The sequence below is a fragment of the Thauera sp. SDU_THAU2 genome, assembly GCF_038260575.1.
In the GTDB taxonomy this organism is placed as follows: domain Bacteria; phylum Pseudomonadota; class Gammaproteobacteria; order Burkholderiales; family Rhodocyclaceae; genus Thauera.
Genome location: NZ_JBBWUN010000003.1, coordinates 272,029 through 297,049 on the forward strand (window position 1 = coordinate 272,029; position 25,021 = coordinate 297,049).

At 63.8% G+C, this 25,021-nt stretch carries 26 protein-coding genes and 5 pseudogenes; all 31 read left to right on the forward strand.

Annotation, left to right across the window (positions count from 1 at the left end):
- A pseudogene (gene nusG / locus AAFL97_RS02285) lies at positions 1-459 on the forward strand (transcription termination/antitermination protein NusG); the annotation flags it as partial.
- Between the two features lie 220 nt (positions 460-679).
- A pseudogene (gene rplK, locus AAFL97_RS02290) lies at positions 680-1,110 on the forward strand (50S ribosomal protein L11).
- Between the two features lie 2 nt (positions 1,111-1,112).
- Positions 1,113-1,812: pseudogene (gene rplA, locus AAFL97_RS02295) on the forward strand (50S ribosomal protein L1).
- A 260-nt stretch (positions 1,813-2,072) separates the two neighbouring features.
- Positions 2,073-2,573 (forward strand): 50S ribosomal protein L10, encoded by a 501-nt coding sequence (gene rplJ / locus AAFL97_RS02300; RefSeq protein WP_341643562.1) that lies wholly within the window; start codon positions 2,073-2,075, stop codon positions 2,571-2,573.
- Positions 2,574-2,639: 66 nt separating this feature from the next.
- Positions 2,640-3,013, forward strand: a pseudogene (gene rplL, locus AAFL97_RS02305) (50S ribosomal protein L7/L12).
- A 185-nt stretch (positions 3,014-3,198) separates the two neighbouring features.
- On the forward strand, positions 3,199-7,332 hold the full coding sequence (gene rpoB / locus AAFL97_RS02310) for a DNA-directed RNA polymerase subunit beta (RefSeq protein ID WP_341643563.1): 4,134 nt from the start codon (positions 3,199-3,201) through the stop codon (positions 7,330-7,332).
- A gap of 85 nt (positions 7,333-7,417) precedes the next feature.
- Positions 7,418-11,628: pseudogene (rpoC, locus tag AAFL97_RS02315) on the forward strand (DNA-directed RNA polymerase subunit beta').
- A 133-nt stretch (positions 11,629-11,761) separates the two neighbouring features.
- The gene (rpsL, locus tag AAFL97_RS02320) at positions 11,762-12,139 is read left to right on the forward strand and encodes a 30S ribosomal protein S12 (protein WP_004258162.1); all 378 of its coding nucleotides are present in this window, start codon (positions 11,762-11,764) and stop codon (positions 12,137-12,139) included.
- 33 nt (positions 12,140-12,172) lie between these two features.
- Entirely contained in the window at positions 12,173-12,643 is a 471-nt protein-coding gene (gene rpsG, locus AAFL97_RS02325) for a 30S ribosomal protein S7 (RefSeq protein WP_263460816.1), read from the forward strand.
- Between the two features lie 108 nt (positions 12,644-12,751).
- Positions 12,752-14,851, forward strand: a complete 2,100-nt coding sequence (fusA, locus tag AAFL97_RS02330) for an elongation factor G (RefSeq protein WP_263460817.1) — start codon at positions 12,752-12,754, stop codon at positions 14,849-14,851.
- A 45-nt stretch (positions 14,852-14,896) separates the two neighbouring features.
- Entirely contained in the window at positions 14,897-16,087 is a 1,191-nt protein-coding gene (gene tuf / locus AAFL97_RS02335; RefSeq protein WP_341643561.1) for an elongation factor Tu, read from the forward strand.
- Positions 16,088-16,150: 63 nt separating this feature from the next.
- A complete protein-coding gene (gene rpsJ / locus AAFL97_RS02340; protein WP_002931577.1) occupies positions 16,151-16,462 on the forward strand; it encodes a 30S ribosomal protein S10 in 312 nt (103 codons plus the stop codon).
- 112 nt (positions 16,463-16,574) lie between these two features.
- Positions 16,575-17,213 (forward strand): 50S ribosomal protein L3, encoded by a 639-nt coding sequence (gene rplC, locus AAFL97_RS02345; RefSeq protein ID WP_263460818.1) that lies wholly within the window; start codon positions 16,575-16,577, stop codon positions 17,211-17,213.
- A gap of 10 nt (positions 17,214-17,223) precedes the next feature.
- Entirely contained in the window at positions 17,224-17,844 is a 621-nt protein-coding gene (gene rplD / locus AAFL97_RS02350; RefSeq protein WP_341643564.1) for a 50S ribosomal protein L4, read from the forward strand.
- Positions 17,841-18,146 (forward strand): 50S ribosomal protein L23, encoded by a 306-nt coding sequence (gene rplW / locus AAFL97_RS02355; RefSeq protein WP_263460820.1) that lies wholly within the window; start codon positions 17,841-17,843, stop codon positions 18,144-18,146. Before rplD ends, rplW begins: the two co-directional genes overlap by 4 nt.
- Before the next feature lie 6 nt (positions 18,147-18,152).
- Positions 18,153-18,980 (forward strand): 50S ribosomal protein L2, encoded by an 828-nt coding sequence (rplB, locus tag AAFL97_RS02360; protein WP_341643565.1) that lies wholly within the window; start codon positions 18,153-18,155, stop codon positions 18,978-18,980.
- Positions 18,981-18,990: 10 nt separating this feature from the next.
- Positions 18,991-19,266 carry a 30S ribosomal protein S19 gene (rpsS, locus tag AAFL97_RS02365; RefSeq protein WP_002931587.1) on the forward strand — a complete coding sequence of 92 codons (276 nt, stop codon included), beginning with the start codon at positions 18,991-18,993 and terminating at the stop codon, positions 19,264-19,266.
- A gap of 10 nt (positions 19,267-19,276) precedes the next feature.
- The gene (gene rplV / locus AAFL97_RS02370; protein WP_263460822.1) at positions 19,277-19,606 is read left to right on the forward strand and encodes a 50S ribosomal protein L22; all 330 of its coding nucleotides are present in this window, start codon (positions 19,277-19,279) and stop codon (positions 19,604-19,606) included.
- Between the two features lie 9 nt (positions 19,607-19,615).
- Positions 19,616-20,386 carry a 30S ribosomal protein S3 gene (gene rpsC, locus AAFL97_RS02375; RefSeq protein WP_068638395.1) on the forward strand — a complete coding sequence of 257 codons (771 nt, stop codon included), beginning with the start codon at positions 19,616-19,618 and terminating at the stop codon, positions 20,384-20,386.
- Positions 20,386-20,802, forward strand: a complete 417-nt coding sequence (gene rplP / locus AAFL97_RS02380) for a 50S ribosomal protein L16 (protein ID WP_068638402.1) — start codon at positions 20,386-20,388, stop codon at positions 20,800-20,802. The genes rpsC and rplP overlap by 1 nt, the downstream gene beginning before the upstream one ends.
- A gap of 2 nt (positions 20,803-20,804) precedes the next feature.
- Positions 20,805-20,999 (forward strand): 50S ribosomal protein L29, encoded by a 195-nt coding sequence (gene rpmC / locus AAFL97_RS02385; protein WP_068638397.1) that lies wholly within the window; start codon positions 20,805-20,807, stop codon positions 20,997-20,999.
- The gene (rpsQ, locus tag AAFL97_RS02390) at positions 20,996-21,265 is read left to right on the forward strand and encodes a 30S ribosomal protein S17 (protein ID WP_068638399.1); all 270 of its coding nucleotides are present in this window, start codon (positions 20,996-20,998) and stop codon (positions 21,263-21,265) included. The genes rpmC and rpsQ overlap by 4 nt, the downstream gene beginning before the upstream one ends.
- 152 nt (positions 21,266-21,417) lie before the next feature.
- Positions 21,418-21,786 (forward strand): 50S ribosomal protein L14, encoded by a 369-nt coding sequence (gene rplN, locus AAFL97_RS02395; protein WP_004332368.1) that lies wholly within the window; start codon positions 21,418-21,420, stop codon positions 21,784-21,786.
- Between the two features lie 11 nt (positions 21,787-21,797).
- Positions 21,798-22,115 (forward strand): 50S ribosomal protein L24, encoded by a 318-nt coding sequence (gene rplX, locus AAFL97_RS02400; RefSeq protein WP_263460823.1) that lies wholly within the window; start codon positions 21,798-21,800, stop codon positions 22,113-22,115.
- Between the two features lie 9 nt (positions 22,116-22,124).
- Positions 22,125-22,664: a 50S ribosomal protein L5 gene (rplE, locus tag AAFL97_RS02405; RefSeq protein ID WP_004258233.1), complete on the forward strand. Its 540-nt coding sequence runs from the start codon at positions 22,125-22,127 to the stop codon at positions 22,662-22,664.
- Between the two features lie 7 nt (positions 22,665-22,671).
- Positions 22,672-22,977 (forward strand): 30S ribosomal protein S14, encoded by a 306-nt coding sequence (rpsN, locus tag AAFL97_RS02410; protein WP_341643566.1) that lies wholly within the window; start codon positions 22,672-22,674, stop codon positions 22,975-22,977.
- A gap of 13 nt (positions 22,978-22,990) precedes the next feature.
- On the forward strand, positions 22,991-23,386 hold the full coding sequence (gene rpsH, locus AAFL97_RS02415; protein WP_263460825.1) for a 30S ribosomal protein S8: 396 nt from the start codon (positions 22,991-22,993) through the stop codon (positions 23,384-23,386).
- Positions 23,387-23,398: 12 nt separating this feature from the next.
- The gene (gene rplF, locus AAFL97_RS02420; RefSeq protein WP_263460826.1) at positions 23,399-23,932 is read left to right on the forward strand and encodes a 50S ribosomal protein L6; all 534 of its coding nucleotides are present in this window, start codon (positions 23,399-23,401) and stop codon (positions 23,930-23,932) included.
- A gap of 11 nt (positions 23,933-23,943) precedes the next feature.
- Entirely contained in the window at positions 23,944-24,297 is a 354-nt protein-coding gene (rplR, locus tag AAFL97_RS02425) for a 50S ribosomal protein L18 (RefSeq protein WP_263460827.1), read from the forward strand.
- 12 nt (positions 24,298-24,309) lie between these two features.
- Positions 24,310-24,834 carry a 30S ribosomal protein S5 gene (rpsE, locus tag AAFL97_RS02430; RefSeq protein WP_004332363.1) on the forward strand — a complete coding sequence of 175 codons (525 nt, stop codon included), beginning with the start codon at positions 24,310-24,312 and terminating at the stop codon, positions 24,832-24,834.
- A gap of 3 nt (positions 24,835-24,837) precedes the next feature.
- The gene (gene rpmD, locus AAFL97_RS02435; RefSeq protein ID WP_004332362.1) at positions 24,838-25,020 is read left to right on the forward strand and encodes a 50S ribosomal protein L30; all 183 of its coding nucleotides are present in this window, start codon (positions 24,838-24,840) and stop codon (positions 25,018-25,020) included.
- Position 25,021: the final 1 nt, after the last annotated feature.

Sequence of the window (25,021 nt, forward strand, 5' to 3'; positions counted from 1 at the left end):
ATGACGAAGCGTTGGTACGTGGTTCATGCCTATTCCGGCTTCGAGAAGTCGGTGCAGCGGGCGCTGATCGAGCGCGTCAACCGCGCGGGCATGCAGGATTTCTTCGGCCAGATCCTGGTTCCGGTCGAAGAGGTCGTCGAGATGAAGGGCGGCCAGAAGAGCATCACCGAACGCAAGTTCTTCCCGGGCTACGTGCTCGTCGAGATGGAAATGAACGACGAGAGCTGGCACCTGGTGAAGTCCACGCCGAAGGTCACCGGCTTCGTCGGCGGCACGGCAAACAAGCCGGCGCCGATTTCCGACAAGGAAGTCGAGAAGATCATGCAGCAGATGCAGGACGGCGTCGACAAGCCGCGTCCCAAGGTGCTGTTCGAGATCGGCGAAGTCGTCCGTGTCAAGGAAGGTCCGTTCACCGACTTTCATGGTTCGGTGGAAGACGCCAACTACGAGAAGAGCAAGCTGCGCGTTTCCGTGACCATCTTCGGTCGCGCGACGCCAGTCGAACTGGATTTCACCAGGTCGAGAAGACCTGAGTGTCGAGCGGCAGGCCGTCTGGCCTGCCGTAGCCTGTTCACGGCCGTCTCGGGCAGATTGTCCGGGGAGCTTGATGGACGGCAAGCAAGGCGAGGAGCGCCGGGTCTGACCGGTGCGCTAGCACTCAATACAGGAGCAAGCCGCAATGGCAAAGAAAATCATTGGCTACATCAAGCTGCAGGTGCCGGCCGGCAAGGCCAACCCCAGCCCCCGATCGGTCCGGCGCTGGGTCAGCGCGGCCTGAACATCATGGAATTCTGCAAGGCCTTCAACGCCAAGACCCAGGGTCTCGAGCCGGGCCTGCCGATTCCGGTGGTGATCACCGCGTTCGCCGACAAGTCCTTCACCTTCATCATGAAGACGCCGCCGGCGTCGGTGCTGATCAAGAAGGCTGCCGGCCTGCAGAAGGGCTCGGCGAAGCCGCATACCGACAAGGTCGGTTCGATCACCCGCGCCCAGGTCGAGGAAATCGCCAAGACCAAGCTGCCCGACCTCACCGCTGCCGATCTGGAAGGTGCCGTGCGCACGATCGCCGGCTCCGCCCGCAGCATGGGCATCACCGTGGAGGGCCTGTAATCATGGCGAAACTTTCCAAGCGAGTTCAGGCGCTGCGCGCCAAGGTCGACCGCAACCAGAGCTACCCGGTGGCTGACGCCCTGGCGCTGGTCAAGGAATGCGCGACCGCCAAGTTCGACGAGTCGATCGACATCGCAGTGAACCTCGGCGTCGATGCACGCAAGTCCGACCAGGTCGTCCGTGGTTCGGTGGTGCTGCCCGCCGGCACCGGCAAGAGCGTCCGCGTTGCCGTGTTCGCCCAGGGCGACAAGGCCGAAGCCGCGCGCGCCGCGGGTGCCGAAGTCGTCGGCTTCGACGATCTGGCCGAACAGATCAAGGCCGGCAAGCTCGATTTCGACATCTGCATCGCCACGCCGGACGCCATGCGCGTCGTCGGCCAGTTGGGTCAGATCCTCGGCCCGCGCGGCCTGATGCCGAACCCGAAGGTCGGTACCGTGACCATGGACGTCGCCACCGCGGTCAAGAACGCCAAGGCCGGTCAGGTCCAGTACCGCACCGACAAGGCTGGCCTGGTGCACGCCACCATCGGCCGCGCCTCCTTCGGCGTCGAAGCGCTGCAGCAGAACCTGTCGGCCTTCGTCGACGCGCTGGTCAAGGCCAAGCCGGCCGCGGCCAAGGGTGTCCTACCTGCGCCGCATCGCGGTTTCCAGCACCATGGGTGCCGGTGTCCGCGTCGATCCGGGCAGCGTCAACGCCGCTTGATGAACCTGTGCCGCCTCCGGGCGGCACGAACAGAACTTTGGGCCGTGCCGCTCTCTGGCACGGATCGTCAAAGACCGCAGGTGCGGGAGGCCGGGATTCAGTCTCGGCCAAGCGTTTAATCGTCTCCGGACGGCCTGCGCAGATGGTGTGCCCAGAACAGGATTATGGCTGCGATGCAGCCGCGCTCCTGATCCAGGTCGCCGTGGGTGCGAACCGTGTCTTTCCGGTTCGTGTGTTGACTTGAAAAGGAGGAAAGACCTGTGGGTCTCAATCTGGATGACAAGAAAGCCGTAGTGGCTGAGGTGTCGGCACAGGTGGCCAACGCCCAGACGATCGCGGTGGCCGAGTATCGCGGCGTCGAGGTGGGTGATCTCACCGTGCTGCGTGCCAAGGCTCGCGAAGCTGGCGTGTACCTGCGTGTGCTGAAGAACACCCTGGTCCGTCGCGCGATCGCCGGTACCCCGTTCGAGGGACTGACCGATCAACTGACCGGCCCGCTGATCTATGGCATCTCGACCGATCCGGTCGCTGCTGCCAAGGTGCTGAACGATTTCGCCAAGGGCAACGACAAGCTGGTGCTGAAGGCCGGTTCCTACGCGGGCAATACGCTCGACCAGGCCGGTGTGAAGGCGCTCGCCTCGATCCCGAGCCGCGAGGAACTGCTGTCGACCCTGCTGGGCGTCATGCAGGCGCCGGTGTCGGGCTTCGCCTGCGCCATGGCCGCACTCGCCAAGAAGCGCGAAGAAGAAACCGCTGCCTGAGCGCAGCCTTTCCTTCGTCTCGTTCGCACAAGCAAACTGAACATAATCGATTCTGGAGTTTTTGAAATGGCAATCACCAAAGAAGACATCCTCGAAGCCGTTGGCGCGATGACCGTCATGGAACTGAACGACCTGGTCAAGGCGTTCGAAGAGAAGTTCGGCGTTTCCGCCGCCGCCATGGCCGTGGCCGCCCGGGTGCCGGCGCTGCCGCTCCGGCCGCCGAAGAGAAGACCGAGTTCGACGTCGTGCTGACCGCCGCCGGCGACAAGAAGGTCGAAGTCATCAAGGTCGTCCGCGCCGCCACCGGCCTGGGCCTGAAGGAAGCGAAGGACGTCGTCGACGGCGCGCCGAAGACCGTGAAGGAAGGCGCTTCGAAGGCCGACGCCGAAGCGCTGAAGAAGCAACTGGAAGACGCTGGCGCCAAGGTCGAGATCAAGTAAGACCCGGCTTTCCAGCGGGGCTGGCATTCTTCGGAGTGCCAGCCCTTTCGTGCTTTGTGCCGAAGCTCGCGGGCAGCGGGCCAGGGACGAAGCCAGAGCAGAGCGTTTGCGGGCCGCATGGCGGCCAGGATTGAAGCGGACGCTGTGTTCTGTTTTTAGATGTCAGCCCTCTAGCCGGAGCATCCATGGCGTATTCCTACACCGAAAAGAAACGTATCCGCAAGAGCTTCGCCAAGCGCGCGGCCGTGCTCGATGCGCCTTTCCTGCTCGCCACCCAGATCGAGTCCTTCGCCGAATTCCTGCAGGCCGAAACCCTGCCGGAAGCAAGGCGCAACCAAGGCCTGCAGGCGGCCTTCACCTCGATCTTCCCGATCTCGAGCCACAGCGGCAACGCACGGCTCGAGTTCGTCCAGTACATGCTGGGCGAGCCTGCCTTCGACGTGAAGGAGTGCCAGCAGCGCGGCCTCACCTTCGCTTCGCCGCTGCGCGCGCGCGTGCGCCTGGTCATCATGGACCGCGAAGCGCCGAAGGAAACGATCAAGGAAGTGAAGGAGCAGGAAGTGTACATGGGCGAGATTCCGCTCATGACCACCACCGGTTCCTTCGTCATCAACGGTACCGAGCGCGTCATCGTCTCGCAGCTGCACCGTTCGCCCGGCGTGTTCTTCGAGCACGACCGCGGCAAGACCCATTCCTCGGGCAAGCTGCTGTTCTCGGCCCGCATCATTCCCTACCGCGGCTCCTGGCTCGACTTCGAGTTCGATCCGAAGGACTACCTCTACTTCCGCGTCGACCGCCGCCGCAAGATGCCGGTGACGATCCTGCTGCGCGCCATCGGCATGAGCCCGGAAGAGATCCTGGCGACCTTCCACGACTTCGACAATTTCCACCTGCAGAGCGAAGGCGCCCAGTTCGAGCTGGTGCCCGATCGCCTGCGCGGCGAAGTGGCGCGCTTCGACATCGTCACGCCGGACGGCAAGATCATCGTCGCGCGTGACAAGCGCATCACCTCCAAGCACATCCGCGAGATCGACCAGGCCGGCGTCAGGACCATCGGCGTGCCGGACGAATTCGTCCTCGGCCGCGTGATCGCCAACGACATCGCCGATCCCGAGACCGGCGAAGTGCTGGCGCGCGCCAACGACGAACTGACCGAGGACCTGCTGGACAAGCTGCGCCTGGCCGGCGTCACCGACCTGCGCACGCTGTACATCAACGACCTCGACCGCGGCGGCTATATCTCGCAGACCCTGCGCATCGACGAGACCACCGACCAGTGGGGCGCCAAGGTCGCGATCTACCGCATGATGCGTCCGGGCGAGCCGCCCACCGAGGATGCGGTGGAAGGTCTGTTCAACGGCCTGTTCTATGCCGAGGAGCGCTACGATCTGTCCTCGGTCGGCCGCATGAAGTTCAACCGCCGCGCCTACCCCGAGAAGATCGACGACAAGGCGCCGGGCTGGCTCAAGCGCTTCTACGAACAGGTCGGCGCCCAGGGCGAGGATGGCCCGGGCGTGCTGGTCAATGAGGACATCCTGGCCGTGATCGGCGTGCTGGTCGAGCTGCGCAACGGCCGCGGCGAGATCGACGACATCGACCACCTCGGCAACCGCCGCGTGCGTTCGGTCGGCGAATTGGCCGAGAACCAGTTCCGTGCCGGCCTGGTGCGCGTCGAGCGCGCGGTCAAGGAGCGCCTGTCGCAGGCCGAATCCGACAACCTGATGCCGCACGACCTGATCAACGCCAAGCCGATCTCGGCGGCGATCAAGGAGTTCTTCGGCTCCAGCCAGCTGTCGCAGTTCATGGACCAGACCAACCCGCTGTCCGAGATCACGCACAAGCGCCGCGTCTCGGCGCTCGGCCCGGGCGGTCTGACCCGCGAACGCGCCGGCTTCGAAGTGCGCGACGTGCACCCGACCCACTACGGCCGCGTGTGCCCGATCGAAACGCCGGAAGGTCCGAACATCGGCCTGATCAACTCGCTGGCCGTGTATGCCCGCACCAACCGCCACGGCTTCCTCGAGACGCCGTACCGCAAGGTGGTGGACGGCAAGGTCACCGACCAGATCGACTTCCTGTCGGCGATCGAGGAAGGCCAGTACGTGATCGCCCAGGCGAACGCCGAGATCGACGAAGCCGGCGAACTCGTCGGCGACCTGGTGTCGTGCCGCCACAAGGGCGAGTTCCTGCTGGCGACCGCGGACATGGTGCAGTACATGGACGTCGCGCCGGGCCAGATCGTGTCGGTCGCCGCCTCGCTGATTCCCTTCCTGGAACACGACGACGCCAACCGCGCACTGATGGGCGCCAACATGCAGCGCCAGGCCGTGCCCTGCCTGCGTCCGGAGAAGCCGCTGGTCGGTACCGGCATCGAGCGCCGCGTGGCGGTCGACTCGGGCACCGCGGTGCAGGCGATGCGCGGCGGGGTGGTCGACTACGTCGACGCCAACCGTATCGTGGTGCGTGTCAACGACGACGAAGCCCTGGCGGGTGAAGTCGGCGTCGACATCTACAACATGATCAAGTACACCCGTTCGAACCAGAACACCAACATCAACCAGCGTCCGGTGGTGAAGGTGGGCGACCGCATCGCCAAGGGCGACGTCGTCGCCGACGGCGCCTCGACCGACCTCGGCGAACTCGCGCTGGGCCAGAACATGCTGGTTGGCTTCATGCCGTGGAACGGCTACAACTTCGAAGACTCGATCCTGATCTCCGAACGCGTGGTCGCCGACGACCGCTTCACCTCGATCCACGTCGAGGAACTGACCGTCGTCGCCCGCGACACCAAGCTCGGACCCGAGGAAATCACCCGCGACATCGCGTCGCTGGGCGAGGCGCAGCTGTCGCGCCTGGATGAATCGGGCATCGTCTATATCGGCGCCGAAGTCGAGGCCGGCGACGTGCTGGTCGGCAAGGTCACGCCGAAGGGCGAGACCCAGCTGACGCCGGAGGAAAAGCTGCTGCGCGCGATCTTCGGCGAGAAGGCTTCCGACGTGAAGGACACCTCGCTGCGCGTGCCTTCGGGCATGGTCGGCACCGTCATCGACGTGCAGGTGTTCACCCGCGAAGGCATCGAGCGCGACAAGCGCGCGCAGTCGATCATCGACGACCAGCTGCGCAGCTTCAAGACCGATCTGGCCGACCAGATGCGCATCGTCGAGCGTGACGCCTTCGCCCGTATCAAGCGCATGATCCTGGGCCAGAAGGTCAATGGCGGGCCGAAGAAGCTGGCCAAGGGCGCCGAGCTGAGCGAGGAATACCTCGACTCGCTCGAGTTCTACCACTGGTTCGACATCCGTCTGGCCGACGAGACCCTGGCGACCCAGCTCGAAGCCGTGCGCGAAGGCCTGGAGAACACCCGCAAGGACTTCGATCAGGCTTTCGAGATCAAGAAGAAGAAGCTCACCCAGGGCGACGAACTGCCGCCGGGCGTGCAGAAGATGGTCAAGGTCTACCTGGCGGTCAAGCGCCGCCTGCAGCCGGGCGACAAGATGGCCGGCCGCCACGGCAACAAGGGCGTGGTGTCGAAGATCGTGCCGGTCGAGGACATGCCCTACATGGAAGACGGCACCCCGCTCGACATCGTGCTGAACCCGCTGGGCGTGCCGTCGCGGATGAACATCGGCCAGATCCTCGAGACCCACCTCGGCTGGGCGGCGAAGGGCCTGGGCCAGCAGATCGACAAGATGCTGCAGGCGCAGGCCTCGGCTGAAGAACTGCGCGGCTTCATGGACCAGATCTACAACCGCAGCGGCAAGTCGGAAGACATCGCCGGCCTGAGCGAGGAAGAAGTGCTGGATCTCGCCGGCAACCTGAAGAAGGGCGTGCCCTTCGCCACGCCGGTGTTCGACGGTGCCAAGGAGTCCGAGATCGAGCAGATGCTGGAACTCGCCGGCCTGCCGGTCGGCGGCCAGGTCACGCTGTTCGACGGCCGCACCGGCGAAGCCTTCGAGCGCAAGGTCACGGTGGGCTACAAGCACGTGCTGAAGCTGCACCACCTGGTCGACGACAAGATGCACGCCCGCTCGACCGGCCCGTACTCGCTCGTCACCCAGCAGCCGCTGGGCGGCAAGGCGCAGTTCGGCGGCCAGCGCTTCGGTGAAATGGAAGTGTGGGCGCTGGAAGCCTACGGCGCGGCCTACACGCTGCAGGAGATGCTGACGGTCAAGTCCGATGACGTGACCGGCCGGACCAAGGTGTACGAAAACATCGTCAAGGGCGAGCACAAGATCGATTCCGGCATGCCGGAATCCTTCAACGTGCTGGTGAAGGAAATCCGCTCGCTCGCGATCGACATCGATCTCGACCGCGACTGAGAACCGAGATTTCCAGCCAACAACCTGCCTGCGATTGAATCCCGGGGCCGCCGCACACGATGCGGCGGCCCGGATGGAGTGATAGATGAAAAGCCTGCTCGCTGACCTGTTCAAGCAAACCCTGCCGAACGAGGAAGAGTTCGACGCGATCACCATCGGGCTCGCCTCGCCCGACAAGATCCGCACCTGGTCCTACGGCGAAGTGAAGAAGCCGGAAACCATCAACTACCGCACTTTCAAGCCGGAGCGCGATGGCCTGTTCTGCGCCAAGATCTTCGGCCCGGTGAAGGACTACGAGTGCCTCTGCGGCAAGTACAAGCGCCTCAAGCACCGCGGCGTGATCTGCGAGAAGTGCGGCGTCGAAGTGACCCTGTCCAAGGTGCGCCGCGAGCGCATGGGCCACATCGAGCTGGCCTCGCCGGTCGCCCACATCTGGTTCCTGAAGAGCCTGCCGAGCCGTCTCGGCATGGTGCTCGACATGACCCTGCGCGACATCGAGCGCGTGCTGTACTTCGAAGCCTTCGTCGTCGTCGAGCCGGGCATGACTCCGCTCAACCGCGGCCAGCTGCTGACCGAGGACGACTACCTCGCCAAGGTCGAGGAATACGGTGACGACTTCGACGCCGTGATGGGCGCCGAAGGCATCCGCGAGCTGCTGCGCACGCTCGACGTCAGCCTGGAAGTCGAGAAGCTGCGCGGCGACCTCGAGACCACCAACTCCGAAGCCAAGATCAAGAAGTTCTCCAAGCGCCTGAAGGTGCTGGAGGCCTTCCAGCAGTCCGGCATCAAGCCGGAGTGGATGGTGCTCGAAGTGCTGCCGGTGCTGCCGCCCGACCTGCGCCCGCTGGTGCCGCTGGACGGCGGCCGCTTCGCCACTTCGGACCTGAACGACCTCTACCGCCGCGTCATCAACCGCAACAACCGCCTGAAGCGCCTGCTCGAGCTCAAGGCGCCCGACATCATCGTGCGCAACGAGAAGCGCATGCTGCAGGAAGCGGTCGACTCGCTGCTCGACAACGGCCGCCGCGGCAAGGCCATGACCGGCGCCAACAAGCGTCCGCTGAAGTCGCTGGCCGACATGATCAAGGGCAAGGGCGGCCGCTTCCGCCAGAACCTGCTGGGCAAGCGCGTCGACTATTCGGGCCGTTCGGTGATCACCGTGGGTCCGCAGCTCAAGCTGCACCAGTGCGGTCTGCCGAAGCTGATGGCGCTGGAACTGTTCAAGCCCTTCATCTTCAACAAGCTCGAGCTGATGGGCCTGGCCACGACCATCAAGCAGGCCAAGAAGATGGTGGAGTCGCAGGAGCCGGTGGTGTGGGACATCCTCGAAGAGGTGATCCGCGAGCACCCGGTGCTGCTGAACCGCGCGCCGACGCTGCACCGCCTCGGCATCCAGGCTTTCGAGCCGGTGCTGATCGAAGGCAAGGCGATCCAGCTCCACCCGCTGGTCTGCGTCGCCTTCAACGCCGACTTCGACGGCGACCAGATGGCCGTCCACGTGCCGCTGTCGCTCGAAGCGCAGATGGAAGCCCGCACCCTGATGCTGGCCTCCAACAACGTGCTGTCGCCCGCCAACGGCGAGCCGATCATCGTGCCGTCGCAGGACATCGTGCTGGGCCTGTACTACGCCACCCGCGAAGGGTGAACGTGCCGGGCGAAGGCATGCTGTTCACCGACGTCGGCGAGGTCAAGCGCGCCTACGAATCCGGCCAGATCGCGCTGCATGCGCGCATCACCGTGCGCCTGAAGGAAGCCGACCTCGGCCCCAACGGCGAGCGCATCGAGAAGATCAAGCGCTACGACACCACCGCCGGCCGCGCCATCCTGTCGGAAATCCTGCCGGCCGGGCTGCCGTTCAGCGTCATCGACAAGCCGCTGAAGAAGAAGGAAATCTCCAAGCTGATCAACGCCTCGTTCCGCCGCTGCGGCCTGCGCGCGACGGTGATCTTCGCCGACCGCCTGATGCAGTTCGGCTACGGCCTGGCGACCCGCGCCGGCCTGTCGATCGCGGTCAAGGACATGCTGGTGCCGACCGCCAAGCACGACCTGATCCGTGCCGCCGAAGCCGAAGTCAAGGAAATCGCCCAGCAATACACCTCCGGTCTGGTGACCGACGGTGAGCGTTACAACAAGGTCGTCGATATCTGGGGCCGCTGCGGCGACCAGGTCGCCAAGGCGATGATGGAACAGCTCGGTTCCGAGGAAGTCGTGAACCGCGAAGGCAAGACCGTCCGCCAGGAATCGTTCAACTCGATCTACATGATGGCCGACTCGGGCGCGCGCGGTTCCGCAGCGCAGATCCGCCAGTTGGCCGGCATGCGTGGCCTGATGGCGAAGCCGGACGGCTCGATCATCGAGACGCCGATCACGACGAACTTCCGCGAAGGCCTGAACGTTCTGCAGTACTTCATCTCGACCCATGGTGCGCGTAAGGGTCTGGCCGATACGGCGTTGAAGACTGCGAACTCCGGCTACCTGACCCGCCGCCTGGTCGACGTCACCCAGGATCTGGTGGTGATCGAGGACGACTGCGGCACCCGCGAAGGCTTCGCCATGAAGGCGCTGATCGAGGGCGGCGAGGTCGTCGAGCCGCTGCGCGAGCGCATCCTGGGCCGCGTCACGGCCGAGGACGTGGTCAACCCCGACACGCAGGAAACCGTGATCGAAGCGGGCAGCCTGCTCGATGAAAGCGCGGTCGACGCGATCGAAGGCCTGGGCGTGGACGAAGTCAAGGTGCGCACGCCGCTGACCTGCGAAACCCGCTACGGCCTGTGCGCCAAGTGCTATGGCCGCGACCTCGGCCGCGGCTCGATGGTCAATGCCGGCGAAGCGGTCGGCGTCATCGCCGCGCAGTCGATCGGCGAGCCCGGCACCCAGCTGACGATGCGTACCTTCCACGTCGGTGGTGCGGCGTCGCGGGCGGCGGCGGCCAGCGGCGTCGAAGCCAAGTCGGGCGGCACCATCCGCTTCGCCGGCAACATGCGCTACGTTTCCAACGCCAAGGGCGAGAAGGTCGTCATCGCGCGTTCGGCCGAAGTCGTCGTCGCCGACGACATGGGCCGCGAGCGCGAGCGCCACAAGCTGCCCTACGGCGCACTGCTGCTGGTCGAGGACGGCGCCGCGGTCAAGGCCGGCACCCAGCTGGCGAGCTGGGATCCGCACACCCGCCCGATCGTCACCGAGTACAGCGGTACGGTGAAGTTCGAGAACGTCGAGGAAGGCGTCACCGTCGCCAAGCAGATCGACGAAATCACCGGTCTGTCCACGCTGGTCGTGATCGACTCCAAGCGCCGCTCGGCGACGGGCAGCGCCAAGGGCGTGCGGCCGCAGGTCAAGCTGCTGGACGAGAACGGCGAGGAAGTGAAGATCGCCGGTACCGACCACGCGGTGGCGATCACCTTCCAGGTCGGTTCGCTGATCACCGTCAAGGACGGTCAGCAGATCGGCGTCGGCGAGGTGCTGGCGCGCATTCCGCAGGAATCGGCCAAGACCCGCGACATCACCGGCGGTCTGCCGCGCGTTGCCGAGCTGTTCGAAGCGCGCGCACCGAAGGATGCCGGCATGCTCGCCGAGTACACCGGCACGGTCTCGTTCGGCAAGGAAACCAAGGGCAAGCAGCGCCTGGTGATCACCGAGCCGGACGGCACTGCGCACGAGTTCCTGATCCCGAAGGACAAGCACCTGATGGTGCACGACGGCCAGGTGGTGAACAAGGGCGAACTCATCGTCGACGGCCCGGCCGATCCGCACGACATCCTGCGCCTGCAGGGCATCAACGAACTGGCCCGCTACATCATCGACGAGGTCCAGGACGTCTATCGCCTGCAGGGCGTGAAGATCAACGACAAGCACATCGAGGTGATCGTCCGCCAGATGCTGCGCCGCGTCGTGATCACCGATGCCGGCGACACCAGGTTCATCCGCGAAGAGCAGGTGGAGCGCTCCGAAGTGCTGGACGAGAACGACCGCATGGAAGCAGAAGGCAAGCTGCCGGCGCAGTACGAGAACGTGCTGCTCGGCATCACCAAGGCTTCGCTGTCGACCGACTCCTTCATCTCGGCGGCGTCCTTCCAGGAAACCACCCGCGTGCTGACCGAAGCCGCGATCATGGGCAAGCGCGACGAACTGCGCGGCCTGAAGGAAAACGTCATCGTCGGCCGCCTGATTCCGGCCGGCACCGGCCTGGCCTACCACCGCAGCCGCAAGGCGCAGGAGCAGGGGGTCGATCTGGGACCGGAACATGCGTGGGCGACCGAGATCGCCGTCGAGCCGAATCAGGACATCGAGGCCGGTTGACTTTTTCTGCCGTCTCGGACTAGAATCCGGCCTCTTTTTGTGGACCGACCAATCGTAGTCGGTCGCAGCCGGAATCATCCGCCCGAGGCGGCCCGTGGTGGGCTGCCTCGGTTTTTTGGGAAATTCTTAAGCTATGCCAACAATCAATCAGCTTGTCCGCAAGCCGCGCCAGATGGAAGCTTCGAAGAGCAAGGTTCCGGCCCTGGAAGCTTGCCCGCAGAAGCGTGGTGTGTGCACCCGCGTCTATACCACGACCCCGAAGAAGCCGAACTCGGCGCTGCGTAAGGTCGCCAAGGTTCGCCTGACCAACGGTTTCGAGGTCATCTCGTATATCGGCGGTGAAGGCCACAACCTGCAGGAGCACTCCGTCGTGCTGATCCGTGGCGGCCGTGTGAAGGACTTGCCCGGTGTGCGCTACCACATCGTTCGCGGCTCCCTCGACTTGCAGGGCGTCAAGGATCGCAAGCAGTCGCGTTCCAAGTACGGCGCGAAGCGTCCGAAGAAAGCCTGATTGTTGGCCCAAGAAATTTAGCGAGAGGTTGTCATGCCGCGTCGTCGTGAAGTACCCAAGCGCGATGTCCTGCCGGACCCGAAGTTCGGTAGCCAGGACGTTTCGAAGTTCATCAACGTGATCATGCAGTCGGGCAAGAAGTCCGTTGCCGAGCGCATCGTCTATGGTGCGTTCAATCACATCACTGCCAAGGCCGGCAAGGATCCGCTGGAAGTGTTCTCGGCGGCGGTCGGCAACGTCAAGCCGGTGGTCGAGGTCAAGAGCCGCCGCGTCGGCGGTGCCAACTACCAGGTTCCGGTCGAAGTCCGTCCGTCGCGCCGCATGGCGCTGTCGATGCGCTGGCTGCGCGAAGCCGCGCGCAAGCGTGCCGAGAAGTCGATGGCCCAGCGTCTCGCCGGCGAACTGCTCGAGGCCGCCGAAGGCCGTGGCGCCGCCATGAAGAAGCGCGAAGAAGTACACCGCATGGCCGAAGCCAACAAGGCATTCTCGCACTTCCGCTTCTGATCCTCGTCAGTAGCGGTATCTCGGGCCCTGTACAGGGCTCGATTGTTTTCTAACGCAAGAAATTCGTTGATCGCGACCAGTGCGCGCATAACAGAAGGCAGGTAAAACGTGGCTCGCAAGACTCCCATCGAGCGCTACCGCAATATCGGTATCTCCGCTCACATCGACGCCGGCAAGACGACTACGACCGAGCGCATCCTCTTCTACACCGGCGTGAGCCACAAGCTCGGCGAGGTGCATGACGGCGCGGCGACTACCGACTGGATGGCGCAGGAGCAGGAGCGCGGCATCACGATCACCTCGGCGGCCGTGACCTGCTTCTGGAAGGGTATGGATCAGTCCTACCCCGAGCACCGCTTCAACATCATCGATACCCCGGGACACGTCGACTTCACCATCGAAGTCGAGCGCTCGATGCGCGTGCTCGACGGTGCCTGCATGGTCTACTGCGCGGTGGGTGGCGTTCAGCCCCAGTCGGAAACCGTGTGGCGCCAGGCGACCAAGTACAAGGTGCCGCGTCTGGCCTTCGTGAACAAGATGGACCGCTCCGGCGCCAACTTCTTCAAGGTCGTTGACCAGATGAAGACCCGCCTGAAGGCGAACCCGGTGCCGGTCGTCGTGCCGATCGGTGCGGAAGATACCTTCAAGGGTGTCGTCGATCTGCTGAAGATGAAGGCGATCATCTGGGACGAAGCTTCCCAGGGCATGAAGTTCGAATACGGCGAAATCCCGGCCGACATCGTCGGCGTGGCCGAAGAATGGCGCGCCAACATGGTCGAAGCGGCTGCCGAGGCGTCCGAAGAGCTGATGAACAAGTACCTCGAGGAAGGCGAGCTTTCCGAGGAAGAGGTCATCGCTGGTCTGCGCGCCCGTACCCTGGCCTGCGAAATCCAGCCGATGCTGTGCGGCACCGCGTTCAAGAACAAGGGCGTGCAGCGCATGCTCGACGCCGTGATCCAGTACCTGCCGTCGCCGGTCGACATTCCGCCGGTCGCCGGTGTCGATGACGACGAGAAGGAAGTCGTGCGCCATGCCCGGGACGACGAGAAGTTCTCGGCGCTGGCCTTCAAGCTGATGACCGACCCCTTCGTCGGCCAGCTGACCTTCATCCGCGTCTATTCGGGCGTGCTGGAGTCGGGTTCGACCGTGCTGAACTCGGTCAAGAACAAGAAGGAGCGCATCGGCCGCCTGCTGCAGATGCACGCCAACGATCGCGAAGAAATCAAGGAAGTGCTGGCGGGCGACATCGCCGCCGTGGTCGGCCTCAAGGACGTCACCACCGGCGAGACCCTGTGCGACGTTTCCGCGCCGGTCATCCTCGAGCGCATGGTCTTCCCGGATCCGGTGATCCACGTCGCCGTCGAGCCGAAGACCAAGGGCGACCAGGAGAAGATGGGTCTGGCCCTCAGCCGCCTGGCTGCCGAAGATCCGTCCTTCCGCGTGCGTACCGACGAAGAGTCGGGCCAGACCATCATCTCGGGCATGGGTGAGCTGCACCTCGAGATCATCGTCGACCGCATGAAGCGCGAATTCAACGTCGAAGCCAACGTCGGCGCACCGCAGGTCGCCTATCGCGAAACCATCCGCAAGGCTGCCAACGACGTCGAAGGCAAGTTCGTCAAGCAGTCCGGCGGCCGCGGCCAGTACGGTCACGTTGTCATCAACCTCGAGCCGGCCGAGCAGGGCAAGGGCTACGAGTTCGTCGATGCGGTCAAGGGCGGCGTGGTGCCGCGCGAGTACATCCCGGCGGTCGACAAGGGCATCCAGGAAACCCTCAACAACGGTATCCTCGCCGGCTTCCCGGTGGTCGATGTCAAGGTCACGCTGCACTTCGGTTCGTACCACGATGTGGACTCGAACGAAAATGCGTTCAAGATGGCCGGTTCGATGGCCTTCAAGGAAGCCATGCGCCGCGCCAGCCCGGTGCTGCTCGAGCCGATGATGGCGGTCGTGGTCGAGACCCCGGAAGACTACATGGGCAACGTCATGGGCGACCTGTCGGGCCGCCGTGGCATCGTCCAGGGCATGGACGACATCCCGGGCGGCATGAAGGAAATCAAGGCCGAGGTGCCGCTGGCCGAAATGTTCGGCTACGCTACCCAGCTGCGCTCGCTGACCCAGGGTCGCGCGACCTACTCGATGGAGTTCAAGCACTACGCCGAAGCTCCGAAGAGCGTTGCCGAAGCCGTCATCAGCAGCCGCAAGTAATCATTCACAGATTCACAGTAACGACAAACCAGAGGACTCACAGACATGGCAAAGGGTAAGTTCGAACGTACCAAGCCGCACGTCAACGTTGGCACGATTGGTCACGTTGACCACGGCAAGACGACGCTGACGGCCGCGATCACGACGGTGCTGACGAAGAAGTTCGGCGGTGAAGCGAAGGACTATGCGTCGATCGATAGCGCGCCGGAAGAGAAGGCACGCGGGATCACGATCAACACCGCGCACGTCGAATACGAAACCGCGACGCGCCATTACGCCCACGTCGACTGCCCGGGCCACGCCGACTACGTCAAGAACATGATCACCGGTGCCGCGCAGATGGACGGCGCGATCCTGGTGTGCTCGGCCGCCGACGGCCCGATGCCGCAGACCCGCGAGCACATCCTGCTGGCTCGCCAGGTCGGCGTGCCCTACATCGTCGTGTTCCTGAACAAGTGCGACATGGTCGACGACGAAGAGCTGCTCGAACTGGTCGAGATGGAAGTGCGCGAGCTGCTGTCGAAGTACGACTTCCCGGGCGACGACATCCCGATCATCAAGGGTTCGGCGCTGAAGGCGCTCGAAGGCGACCAGTCGGACATCGGCGAACCGGCGATCTTCCGCCTGGCCGATGCGCTGGACAGCTACATCCCGACGCCGGAACGCGCGATCGACAAGCCTTTCCTGCTGCCGATCGAAGACGTGTTCTCGATCTCGGGCCGCGGCACCGTGGTGACCGGCCGTGTCGAGCGCGGTGTCGTCAAGGTTGGCGAGGAAATCGAAATCGTCGGCATCAAGCCGACGGTCAAGACCACCTGCACCGGCGTGGAAATGTTCCGCAAGCTGCTGGACCAGGGTCAGGCGGGCGACAACGTGGGCGTGCTGCTGCGCGGCACCAAGCGTGAAGACGTCGAGCGTGGCCAGGTGCTGTGCAAGCCGGGTTCGATCACGCCGCACACGCACTTCACGGGCGAGATCTACGTGCTGTCGAAGGAAGAGGGTGGTCGTCACACGCCGTTCTTCAACAACTACCGTCCGCAGTTCTATTTCCGTACGACGGACGTGACCGGCTCGATCGAACTGCCGGAAGGCACCGAGATGGTGATGCCGGGCGACAACGTGTCGATCACGGTGAAGCTGATCGCGCCGATCGCAATGGAAGAAGGTCTGCGCTTCGCGATCCGTGAAGGCGGCCGCACCGTCGGCGCCGGCGTCGTCGCCAAGGTCATCGAGTAATACTCGTTGCGGGCGGAATCCCCGGATTCCGCCCAATGCTCTTTTCGCTCTTTAGGAAATACCATGCAGAACCAGAAAATCCGCATCCGTCTGAAGGCCTTCGACTATCGCCTGATCGACCAGTCGGCGCTCGAGATCGTCGATACCGCCAAGCGCACCGGCGCCGTCGTCCGTGGCCCCGTGCCGCTGCCGACCCGCATCGAGCGTTTCGACCTGCTGCGTTCGCCGCACGTCAACAAGGCTTCGCGCGACCAGATGGAAATCCGTACGCATCAGCGCCTGATGGACATCATCGATCCGACCGACAAGACGGTCGATGCACTGATGAAGCTGGACCTTCCGGCAGGTGTGGATGTCGAGATCAAGCTGCAGTAAGCAATCCCTGCTTGCGAAAGTTTGGAACAGGCCGGTATAATCCGGCCTTTGTGCCTTTTGGCGCATTAATTGTGACCCCCGGTCAATCGCAACCGGGATTCAGGAGAAAAATATGAGTCTAGGCCTTGTTGGACGCAAGGTCGGCATGACTCGCATTTTCGCCGAGGATGGCAGGTCCATCCCGGTGACGGTGCTTGACGTGTCGGATAATCGTGTGTCCCAGATCAAGACCTCTGAAACCGACGGTTATGCCGCGGTTCAGGTCGCTTATGGCAAGCGTCGCGCCAGCCGGATCACCAAGCCGGTGGCAGGCCATCTGGCCAAGGCGGGCGTCGAGCCCTGCCGCGGCATGAAGGAATTCCGCGTCGCCGAAGATCAGCTCGCAGGCTTCAATGCCGGCGACGTGATCAGCGCCGACCTGTTCCAGGTCGGCCAGAAGGTCGACGTGACGGGTGTGACGATCGGTAAGGGCTTCCAGGGTCCGATCAAGCGTCACAACTTCTCGTCCAACCGTGCTTCCCACGGTAACTCCATTTCGCACCGCTCGCCCGGTTCGATCGGTATGGCGCAGGATCCGGGTCGCGTGTTCCCGGGCAAGCGCATGGCCGGTCAGTACGGCAACGTCCAGCGCACGACCCAGGGTCTGGAGATCGTTCGTGTCGACGCCGAGCGCCAGCTGCTGCTGGTGAAGGGTGCTGTGCCCGGTTCGAAGGGTGGCGACGTCGTCGTCTGCCCGGCGGTCAAGGCTTGAGGAGCGCGGAATGGAACTGAAACTCTTGAATGATCAGGGTCAGGCCGCGTCGACGCTGGAAGCGTCGGATGTGCTGTTTGGCCGTGATTACAACGAAGCGCTGGTGCACCAGGTCGTGACGGCCTATCTCGCCAATGCGCGTTCGGGTAATCGCAAGCAGAAGGGTCGCTCCGAGGTCGCCAAGTCGACCCGCAAGCCCTTCCGCCAGAAAGGTACGGGCAACGCCCGCGCCGGTATGGCTTCGAGCCCGCTGTGGCGCGGAGGCGGCAAGGTCTTCCCGAATACGCCGGACGAAAACTTCAGCCAGAAGGTCAACCGCAAGATGTACCGCGCGGGCGTGGCGGCGATCCTGTCGCAACTGGCGCGTGAAGATCGCCTGGCGGTGGTCGACAGCTTCAGCGTCGAGGCGCCGAAGACCCGTCTGCTGTCGCAGAAGCTGAAGGGCATGGGCCTGGACTCCGTCCTGGTCATCACCGACGAAATCGACGAGAACCTGTTCCTGTCTTCGCGCAACCTGCACCAGGTGCTGGTGCTGTCGGTCAGCGAAGCGGATCCGGTGTCGCTGGTGCGTTTCCCGAAGGTGCTGGTCACCAAGGGTGCGCTGGCGAAGATGGAGGAAGCGTGGCAATGAGCGCGATCAGTCAGGAACGTCTGCTGCAGGTGCTGCTCGCCCCGCAGATCTCCGAAAAGGCGACTTTCGTCGCCGACAAGAATGAGCAAGTGGTGTTCAAGGTCGCATCCGACGCCACCAAGCCCGAAGTGAAGGCGGCTGTCGAGTCGCTGTTCAAGGTCGAGGTCAAGTCCGTTCAGGTGCTGAACGTCAAGGGCAAGGCCAAGCGTTTCGGCAAGACCATGGGGCGCCGCAAGGACTGGAAGAAGGCTTTCGTCTGCCTGAAGCCCGGCCAGGAAATCAACTTCGCGGCCGGGGAGTAATAGATCATGGCAATCGTAAAACTCAAGCCGACCTCGGCCGGTCGTCGTGCCCAGGTCAAGATCGTCAATCCCGATCTGTACAAGGGCCGTCCGCTCGCCTCGCTGGTCGAGAAGCAGAGCAAGAATGCCGGCCGCAACAACAGCGGTCGCATCACCATCCGCCACCAGGGCGGCGGTCACAAGCAGCACTACCGCATCGTCGATTTCCGTCGCAACAAGGACGGCATCCCGGCGAAGGTCGAGCGCATCGAGTACGACCCGAACCGTTCGGCGAACATCGCGCTGCTGTGCTACGCCGATGGCGAGCGCCGCTACATCATCGCGCCGCGTGGCGTCGAAGTCGGCCAGCAACTGCTGAGCGGCGTCGAAGCGCCGATCCGTCCGGGCAACGCGCTGCCGATCCGCAACATTCCGGTCGGTTCGACGATCCACTGCATCGAAATGATGCCGGGCAAGGGTGCGCAGATCGCCCGTGCCGCGGGTACCTCGGTGCAGCTGCTGGCGCGCGAGGGCAGCTATGCCCAGCTGCGTCTGCGTTCCGGTGAAATCCGCCGCGTGCACGTCGAGTGCCGTGCAACGATCGGTGAAGTCGGCAACGGCGAACACGGTCTGCGCAAGATCGGCAAGGCCGGTGCCAACCGCTGGCGCGGCATCCGCCCGACCGTCCGCGGTGTGGCGATGAACCCGGTCGATCACCCGCACGGTGGTGGCGAAGGCCGCACCGGCGAGGCTCGCGAGCCGGTCAGCCCGTGGGGTACGCCTGCCAAGGGTTATCGCACCCGTAGCAACAAGCGCACCGACAACATGATCGTGCAGCGTCGTCACAAGCGTTAAGGGGTAAAAGATGGCACGTTCTATCAAAAAAGGCCCGTTCATCGACGCGCACCTGCTGAAGAAGGTCGACGCGGCACGGACGAGCAACGACAAGCGCCCGATCAAGACCTGGTCGCGCCGTTCCACGGTTCTGCCCGATTTCATCGGTCTGACGATTGCCGTGCATAACGGCAAGCAGCACATCCCGGTGTTCGTGACCGAGAACATGGTCGGCCACAAGCTGGGTGAATTCGCGCTGACGCGTACCTTCAAGGGTCACGCCGCCAGCAAGAAGGCCAAGCGCTAAGAGGGACGACATGGAAACCAAAGCAATTCTCCGTGGCGTTCGGCTGTCGGCCCAGAAGGGCCGCCTGGTCGCCGACCTGGTTCGCGGCAAGTCCGTCGAGCAGGCGCTGAACATCCTGGCGTTCTCGCCGAAGCGCGGCGCCAAGATCATCCGCAAGGTGGTCGAGTCGGCCATTGCCAACGCCGAGCACAACGATGGCGCCGATATCGACGCGCTGAAGGTCAAGACCATTCACGTGGAAGAAGGCATGACGCTGAAGCGCTTCACCGCGCGTGCGAAGGGTCGCGGCAACCGCATCCTCAAGCCCACCTGCCACGTCTACGTGACCGTCGGCGAGTAAGGAGAGAACATGGGTCAGAAAATCAATCCCACTGGCTTCCGTCTCGCCGTCACGCGTGACTGGGGTTCGCGCTGGTTCGCTTCCAGCCGTGACTACGCCGGTATGCTGCACGAAGACCTGAAGGTGCGTGAGTACCTGAAGAAGCGCCTGGCGCACGCCTCGGTCGGCCGCGTGGTCATCGAGCGTCCGGCCAAGAACGCCCGCGTGACGCTGTACAGCGCCCGCCCGGGTGTCGTGATCGGCAAGAAGGGCGAGGACATCGAAGCGCTGAAGCGCGATCTGCAGAAGATCGTCGGCGTGCCGGTCCACGTCAACATCGAGGAAGTGCGCAAGCCCGAAGTCGATGCCAAGCTGATCGCCGACTCGATCGCGCAGCAGCTCGAGAAGCGCATCATGTTCCGCCGTGCGATGAAGCGCGCGATGCAGAACGCCATGCGCCTCGGTGCCCAGGGCATCAAGATCATGAGCTCGGGCCGCCTGAACGGCGCCGAAATCGCCCGTACGGAGTGGTATCGCGAAGGCCGTGTGCCGCTGCACACCCTGCGCGCCAACATCGACTACGGCGTCTCGGAAGCCAAGACCACCTACGGCATCATCGGTATCAAGGTCTGGGTGTTCAAGGGCGAGATGCTGGGCCGCAACGAACAGCCGGTCGCTGCCGAGCCTGAAGCCGACAACCGCCGTGGCCGCCGTGGCGCTCCGCGTGACGGCGAAGGCCGTCCGGGTCGCCGTCCCGCCCGTCGTGGCGAAGGCCGGCAAGAAGAAAGCAGGGGTGAATGATGCTGCAGCCGACTAGAAGGAAATATCGCAAGGAGCAGAAGGGCCGCAACACCGGTATCGCTACCCGTGGTGCGAAGGTGTCCTTCGGCGAGTTCGGGCTGAAGGCGGTCGGCCGCGGTCGCCTGACCGCGCGCCAGATCGAATCGGCGCGTCGTGCGATGACCCGCCACATCAAGCGGGGTGGTCGTATCTGGATCCGCATCTTCCCGGACAAGCCGATTTCGCGTAAGCCCGCCGAAGTGCGTATGGGTAACGGCAAGGGCAACCCGGAGTACTGGGTTGCGGAAATCCAGCCCGGCAAGGTGCTGTATGAGATGGACGGCGTGGACGAAGCGCTCGCCCGTGAAGCATTCCGGCTCGCAGCCGCCAAGCTTCCGATCGAGACGGTCTTCGTGACTCGCATGGTGGGAGCTTGAGCATGAAGGCGAGTGAACTCCGCGCCAAGAGCGCTGATGAGTTGAACACGGAGCTGGTCGAACTGCTGAAGGCGCAGTTCTCGCTGCGCATGCAGCACGCGACGCAGCAGTTGGGTAACACGAGTCAGATCGGGAAGGTTCGTCGCGACATCGCGCGCGTCCGCACCATCCTGCGCGAAAAGGCGGGTCAGCAATGAGCGAACAGGTTCAAAAGGTTCGTCGCGCGCTGGTTGGGCGTGTGGTGAGCGACAAGATGCAGAAGACCGTCACGGTCCTGGTCGAAAGCCGGGTCAAGCATCCGCTGTACGGCAAGATCATCACGCGTTCGGCCAAGTACCACGCGCACGTCGAAGACGGCGCGGCCGCGGCCGGTGATCTGGTCGAAATCGAGGAATGCCGCCCGATCTCGCGCACCAAGACCTGGCGTGTCGCCAAGGTGCTCGAGAAGGCACGCGTCATCTGAGTGGTGAGTAAGTAGCAAACGAAAAAACAGCTTGGCGCTTCGGCGTCAGGCTGTTATACTTTTGCCTCTTTGCTCCGGGGCTCGCTCGGGGCATCCTACCCTGACGGGTTCCAAGACTGTCCGCGAATGCGGGATAAGTTGGAGATATTTTCATGATTCAAATGCAGTCCAGACTGGACGTGGCCGACAACACCGGCGCACGCTCGGTGATGTGCATCAAGGTTCTGGGTGGTTCGAAGCGCCGCTATGCCGGCGTCGGCGACATCATCAAAGTGACCGTGAAGGATGCCGCACCGCGTGGCCGTGTGAAGAAGGGTGACGTCTACAACGCCGTGGTGGTTCGCACTGCCAAGGGTGTTCGTCGTCCTGACGGCTCGCTGGTCAAGTTCGACAACAACGCGGCCGTCCTCCTGAACAACAAACTCGAGCCGATCGGCACCCGTATCTTCGGGCCGGTGACGCGCGAGCTGCGCTCCGAGCGGTTCATGAAGATCGTCTCGCTGGCGCCTGAAGTGCTCTGAGGAGTCGCTAGATGAACAAGATCCGCAAGGGTGACGAAGTGGTGGTGCTGACGGGCAAGGATCGCGGCCGTCGTGGCACCGTGCTGCGCCGCGTCGATGACGAGCGCGTCGTGGTCGAAGGTGTGAATCGGGTCAAGAAGCACGTGCGCCCGAATCCGCTGAAGGGTGAAGTGGGTGGCATCGTCGAAAAGGAAATGCCCATCCATGTCTCGAACGTCGCGCTGTTCAATCCCGCCACCCAGAAGGGTGATCGCGTCGGGATCAAGACGCTTGAAGACGGCCAGAAGGTCCGCTTCTTCAAGTCGAACGGCGAGCTGGTGAACGCCTAAGGAGTGACGATGGCTCGCTTGCAACAGGTTTACAAGGACGAAGTCGCGCCGGCGCTGCAGAAGCAGTTCGGCTACAAGTCCGTGATGGAAGTGCCGCGCATCACCAAGATCACCCTGAACATGGGTGTCGGTGAAGCCGTCGGCGACAAGAAGATTCTGGAACACGCCATCGGCGACATGACCAAGATCGCCGGCCAGAAGCCGGTCGCGACCAAGGCTCGCAAGTCGATCGCCGGCTTCAAGATCCGCGACGGCTATCCGATCGGCTGCATGGTGACGCTGCGCGGCCCGCGCATGTTCGAATTCCTCGATCGCCTGGTGACGATCGCGCTGCCGCGCGTTCGCGACTTCCGCGGTATTGGTGCCAAGGGCTTCGACGGCCGTGGCAACTACAACCTCGGCGTCAAGGAACAGATCATTTTCCCGGAAATCGAGTACGACAAGATCGATGCTCTGCGCGGGATGAACATCAGCATCACGACGACGGCGAAGACGGACGAAGAGGCGCGTGCGCTTCTGGGTGCGTTCAAGTTCCCGTTCAAGAATTGAGGGTGATATGGCGAAACTCGCTCTGATCAACCGCGAAGCCAAGCGTGCGAAGCTGGTGGCCAAGTTTGCCGCCAAGCGTGCCGCGCTGGTTGCGCAGGTCCAGGACACCAAGCTGTCCGAAGAAGAACGCATGGCGGCCCGTCTTGCGCTGCAGCAGCTGCCGCGCAATGCCAACCCGACGCGTCAGCGCAATCGTTGCGCGCTGACCGGTCGTCCGCGCGGTGTGTTCCGCAAGTTCGGTCTGTGCCGCAACAAGCTGCGCGAGATCGCTTTCCGCGGCGAAGTGCCTGGCATGACCAAGGCGAGCTGGTAAGGAGAATTCGAAGATGAGTATGTCCGATCCCATCGCCGACATGCTGACGCGCATCCGCAACGGCCAGCAGGCTCAGAAGGCATCCGTGTCGATGCCGTCGTCGAAGCTGAAGGTCGCGATCGCGAAAGTGCTGCAGGACGAAGGTTATATCGACGGCTTCGCCGTCAACGACGAAACCGGCAAGCCGACCCTGGACGTAACGCTGAAGTACTACGCGGGCCGCCCGGTGATCGAGCGCATCGAGCGTGTCAGCCGCCCCGGTCTCCGTATCTACAAGGGTAGCGACGAGCTGCCGCGCGTGATGAACGGTCTCGGTGTCGCGATCGTGTCCACGCCGCGTGGTGTGATGACCGACCGCAGCGCGCGTGCCAACCGCGTCGGCGGCGAAGTCATCTGCCTGGTCGCGTAAGGGGGAGATGCAATGTCTCGTGTAGCTAAGAATCCGGTGGCGATTCCGAAGGGTGTCGAGGTCGTGATCTCCGACGCCGAAATCGCCGTCAAGGGCCCCCTGGGTACGCTGCGCCAGCCGCTGACCGGCCAGGTCAGCGTCGAGCGCGAAGGCGACGAGCTGGTGTGCAAGGCCCGCGAAGGCGTGGAGAACGCCCGCGCGATGTCGGGTACCGTCCGTGCGCTGGTGAACAACATGGTGACCGGCGTGACCAAGGGCTTCGAGCGCAAGCTGACCCTGGTCGGCGTGGGCTACCGTGCCCAGGCCCAAGGCGACAAGCTCAACCTGTCGCTCGGTTTCTCGCATCCGGTGGTGCACCAGATGCCGGAAGGCGTGAAGGTCGAAACGCCTTCGCAGACCGAGATCCTGATCAAGGGCAGCGACAAGCAGAAGGTTGGCCAGGTTGCGGCCGAGGTGAGAGCTTACCGCGCTCCCGAACCCTACAAGGGCAAGGGCGTCCGCTACGCGGATGAAGTGGTGGTTCTCAAGGAAACCAAGAAGAAGTAAGGCGGTTCGTCATGAACAAGAAAGAAACTCGTCTTCGCCGTGCGCGCAAAACTCGCGCCAAACTCGCGGAGCTCAAGGCGGTTCGCCTCGCGGTGTTCCGGTCCAACTGCCACATCTACGCCCAGGTCATCTCGGGTTGCGGCTCCAAGGTGCTCGCCGCAGCGTCGACGGTCGAAGCCGATGTCCGCGCCCAGGCGCCGAACGGCGGCAACAAGGCTGCCGCGGAACTCGTCGGCAAGCTGATCGCCGAGCGTGCGAAGGCTGCCGGCATCGAGCAGGTCGCGTTCGACCGCTCGGGCTTCCTGTATCACGGCCGCGTCAAGGCGCTGGCCGAGGCTGCCCGCGAAGGCGGCCTCAAGTTCTAAGCGAGGAATCGAATGGCTAAGCAGCAAACCAAACGTGCGCAAGCCTCCGACGAGCGCGATGACGGCCTGCGGGAGAAGATGGTCGCGATCAATCGCGTGACCAAGGTCGTCAAGGGCGGCCGGATTCTCGGTTTTGCCGCACTGACCGTGGTCGGCGACGGCGACGGCGCGATCGGCATGGGCAAGGGCAAGTCGCGCGAAGTGCCGGTGGCGGTGCAGAAGGCGATGGACGAAGCGCGTCGCAAGTTGCGCAAGGTCTCGCTCAAGAACGGCACCCTGCAGCACACGGTGATCGGCAAGCATGGCGCCGCCTCGGTGCTGATGCAGCCCGCGCCGGCCGGTACCGGCATCATCGCCGGCGGCCCGATGCGCGCCGTGTTCGAAGTGATGGGCGTCACCGACGTGATCTGCAAGTGCATTGGCTCGGCCAATCCTTACAACGTCGTGCGTGCCACCATCAACGGCCTGATGGCGATCAACACCCCGGCGGAAATTGCGGCCAAGCGCGGCAAGACCGTCGAAGAGATCCTGGGGTAAGCGATGTCGGACAAGAAAATCAAGGTGACGCTCGTCAAGAGCGTGATCGGCACCAAGCAGTCGCACCGCGCCACCGTGCGCGGTCTGGGCCTGCGCCGTCTCAACCACACGGTCGAGCTGGCGGATACGCCCGAAGTGCGCGGCATGATCAACAAGGTGTCCTACCTGCTCAAGCGTGAGGGTTGAT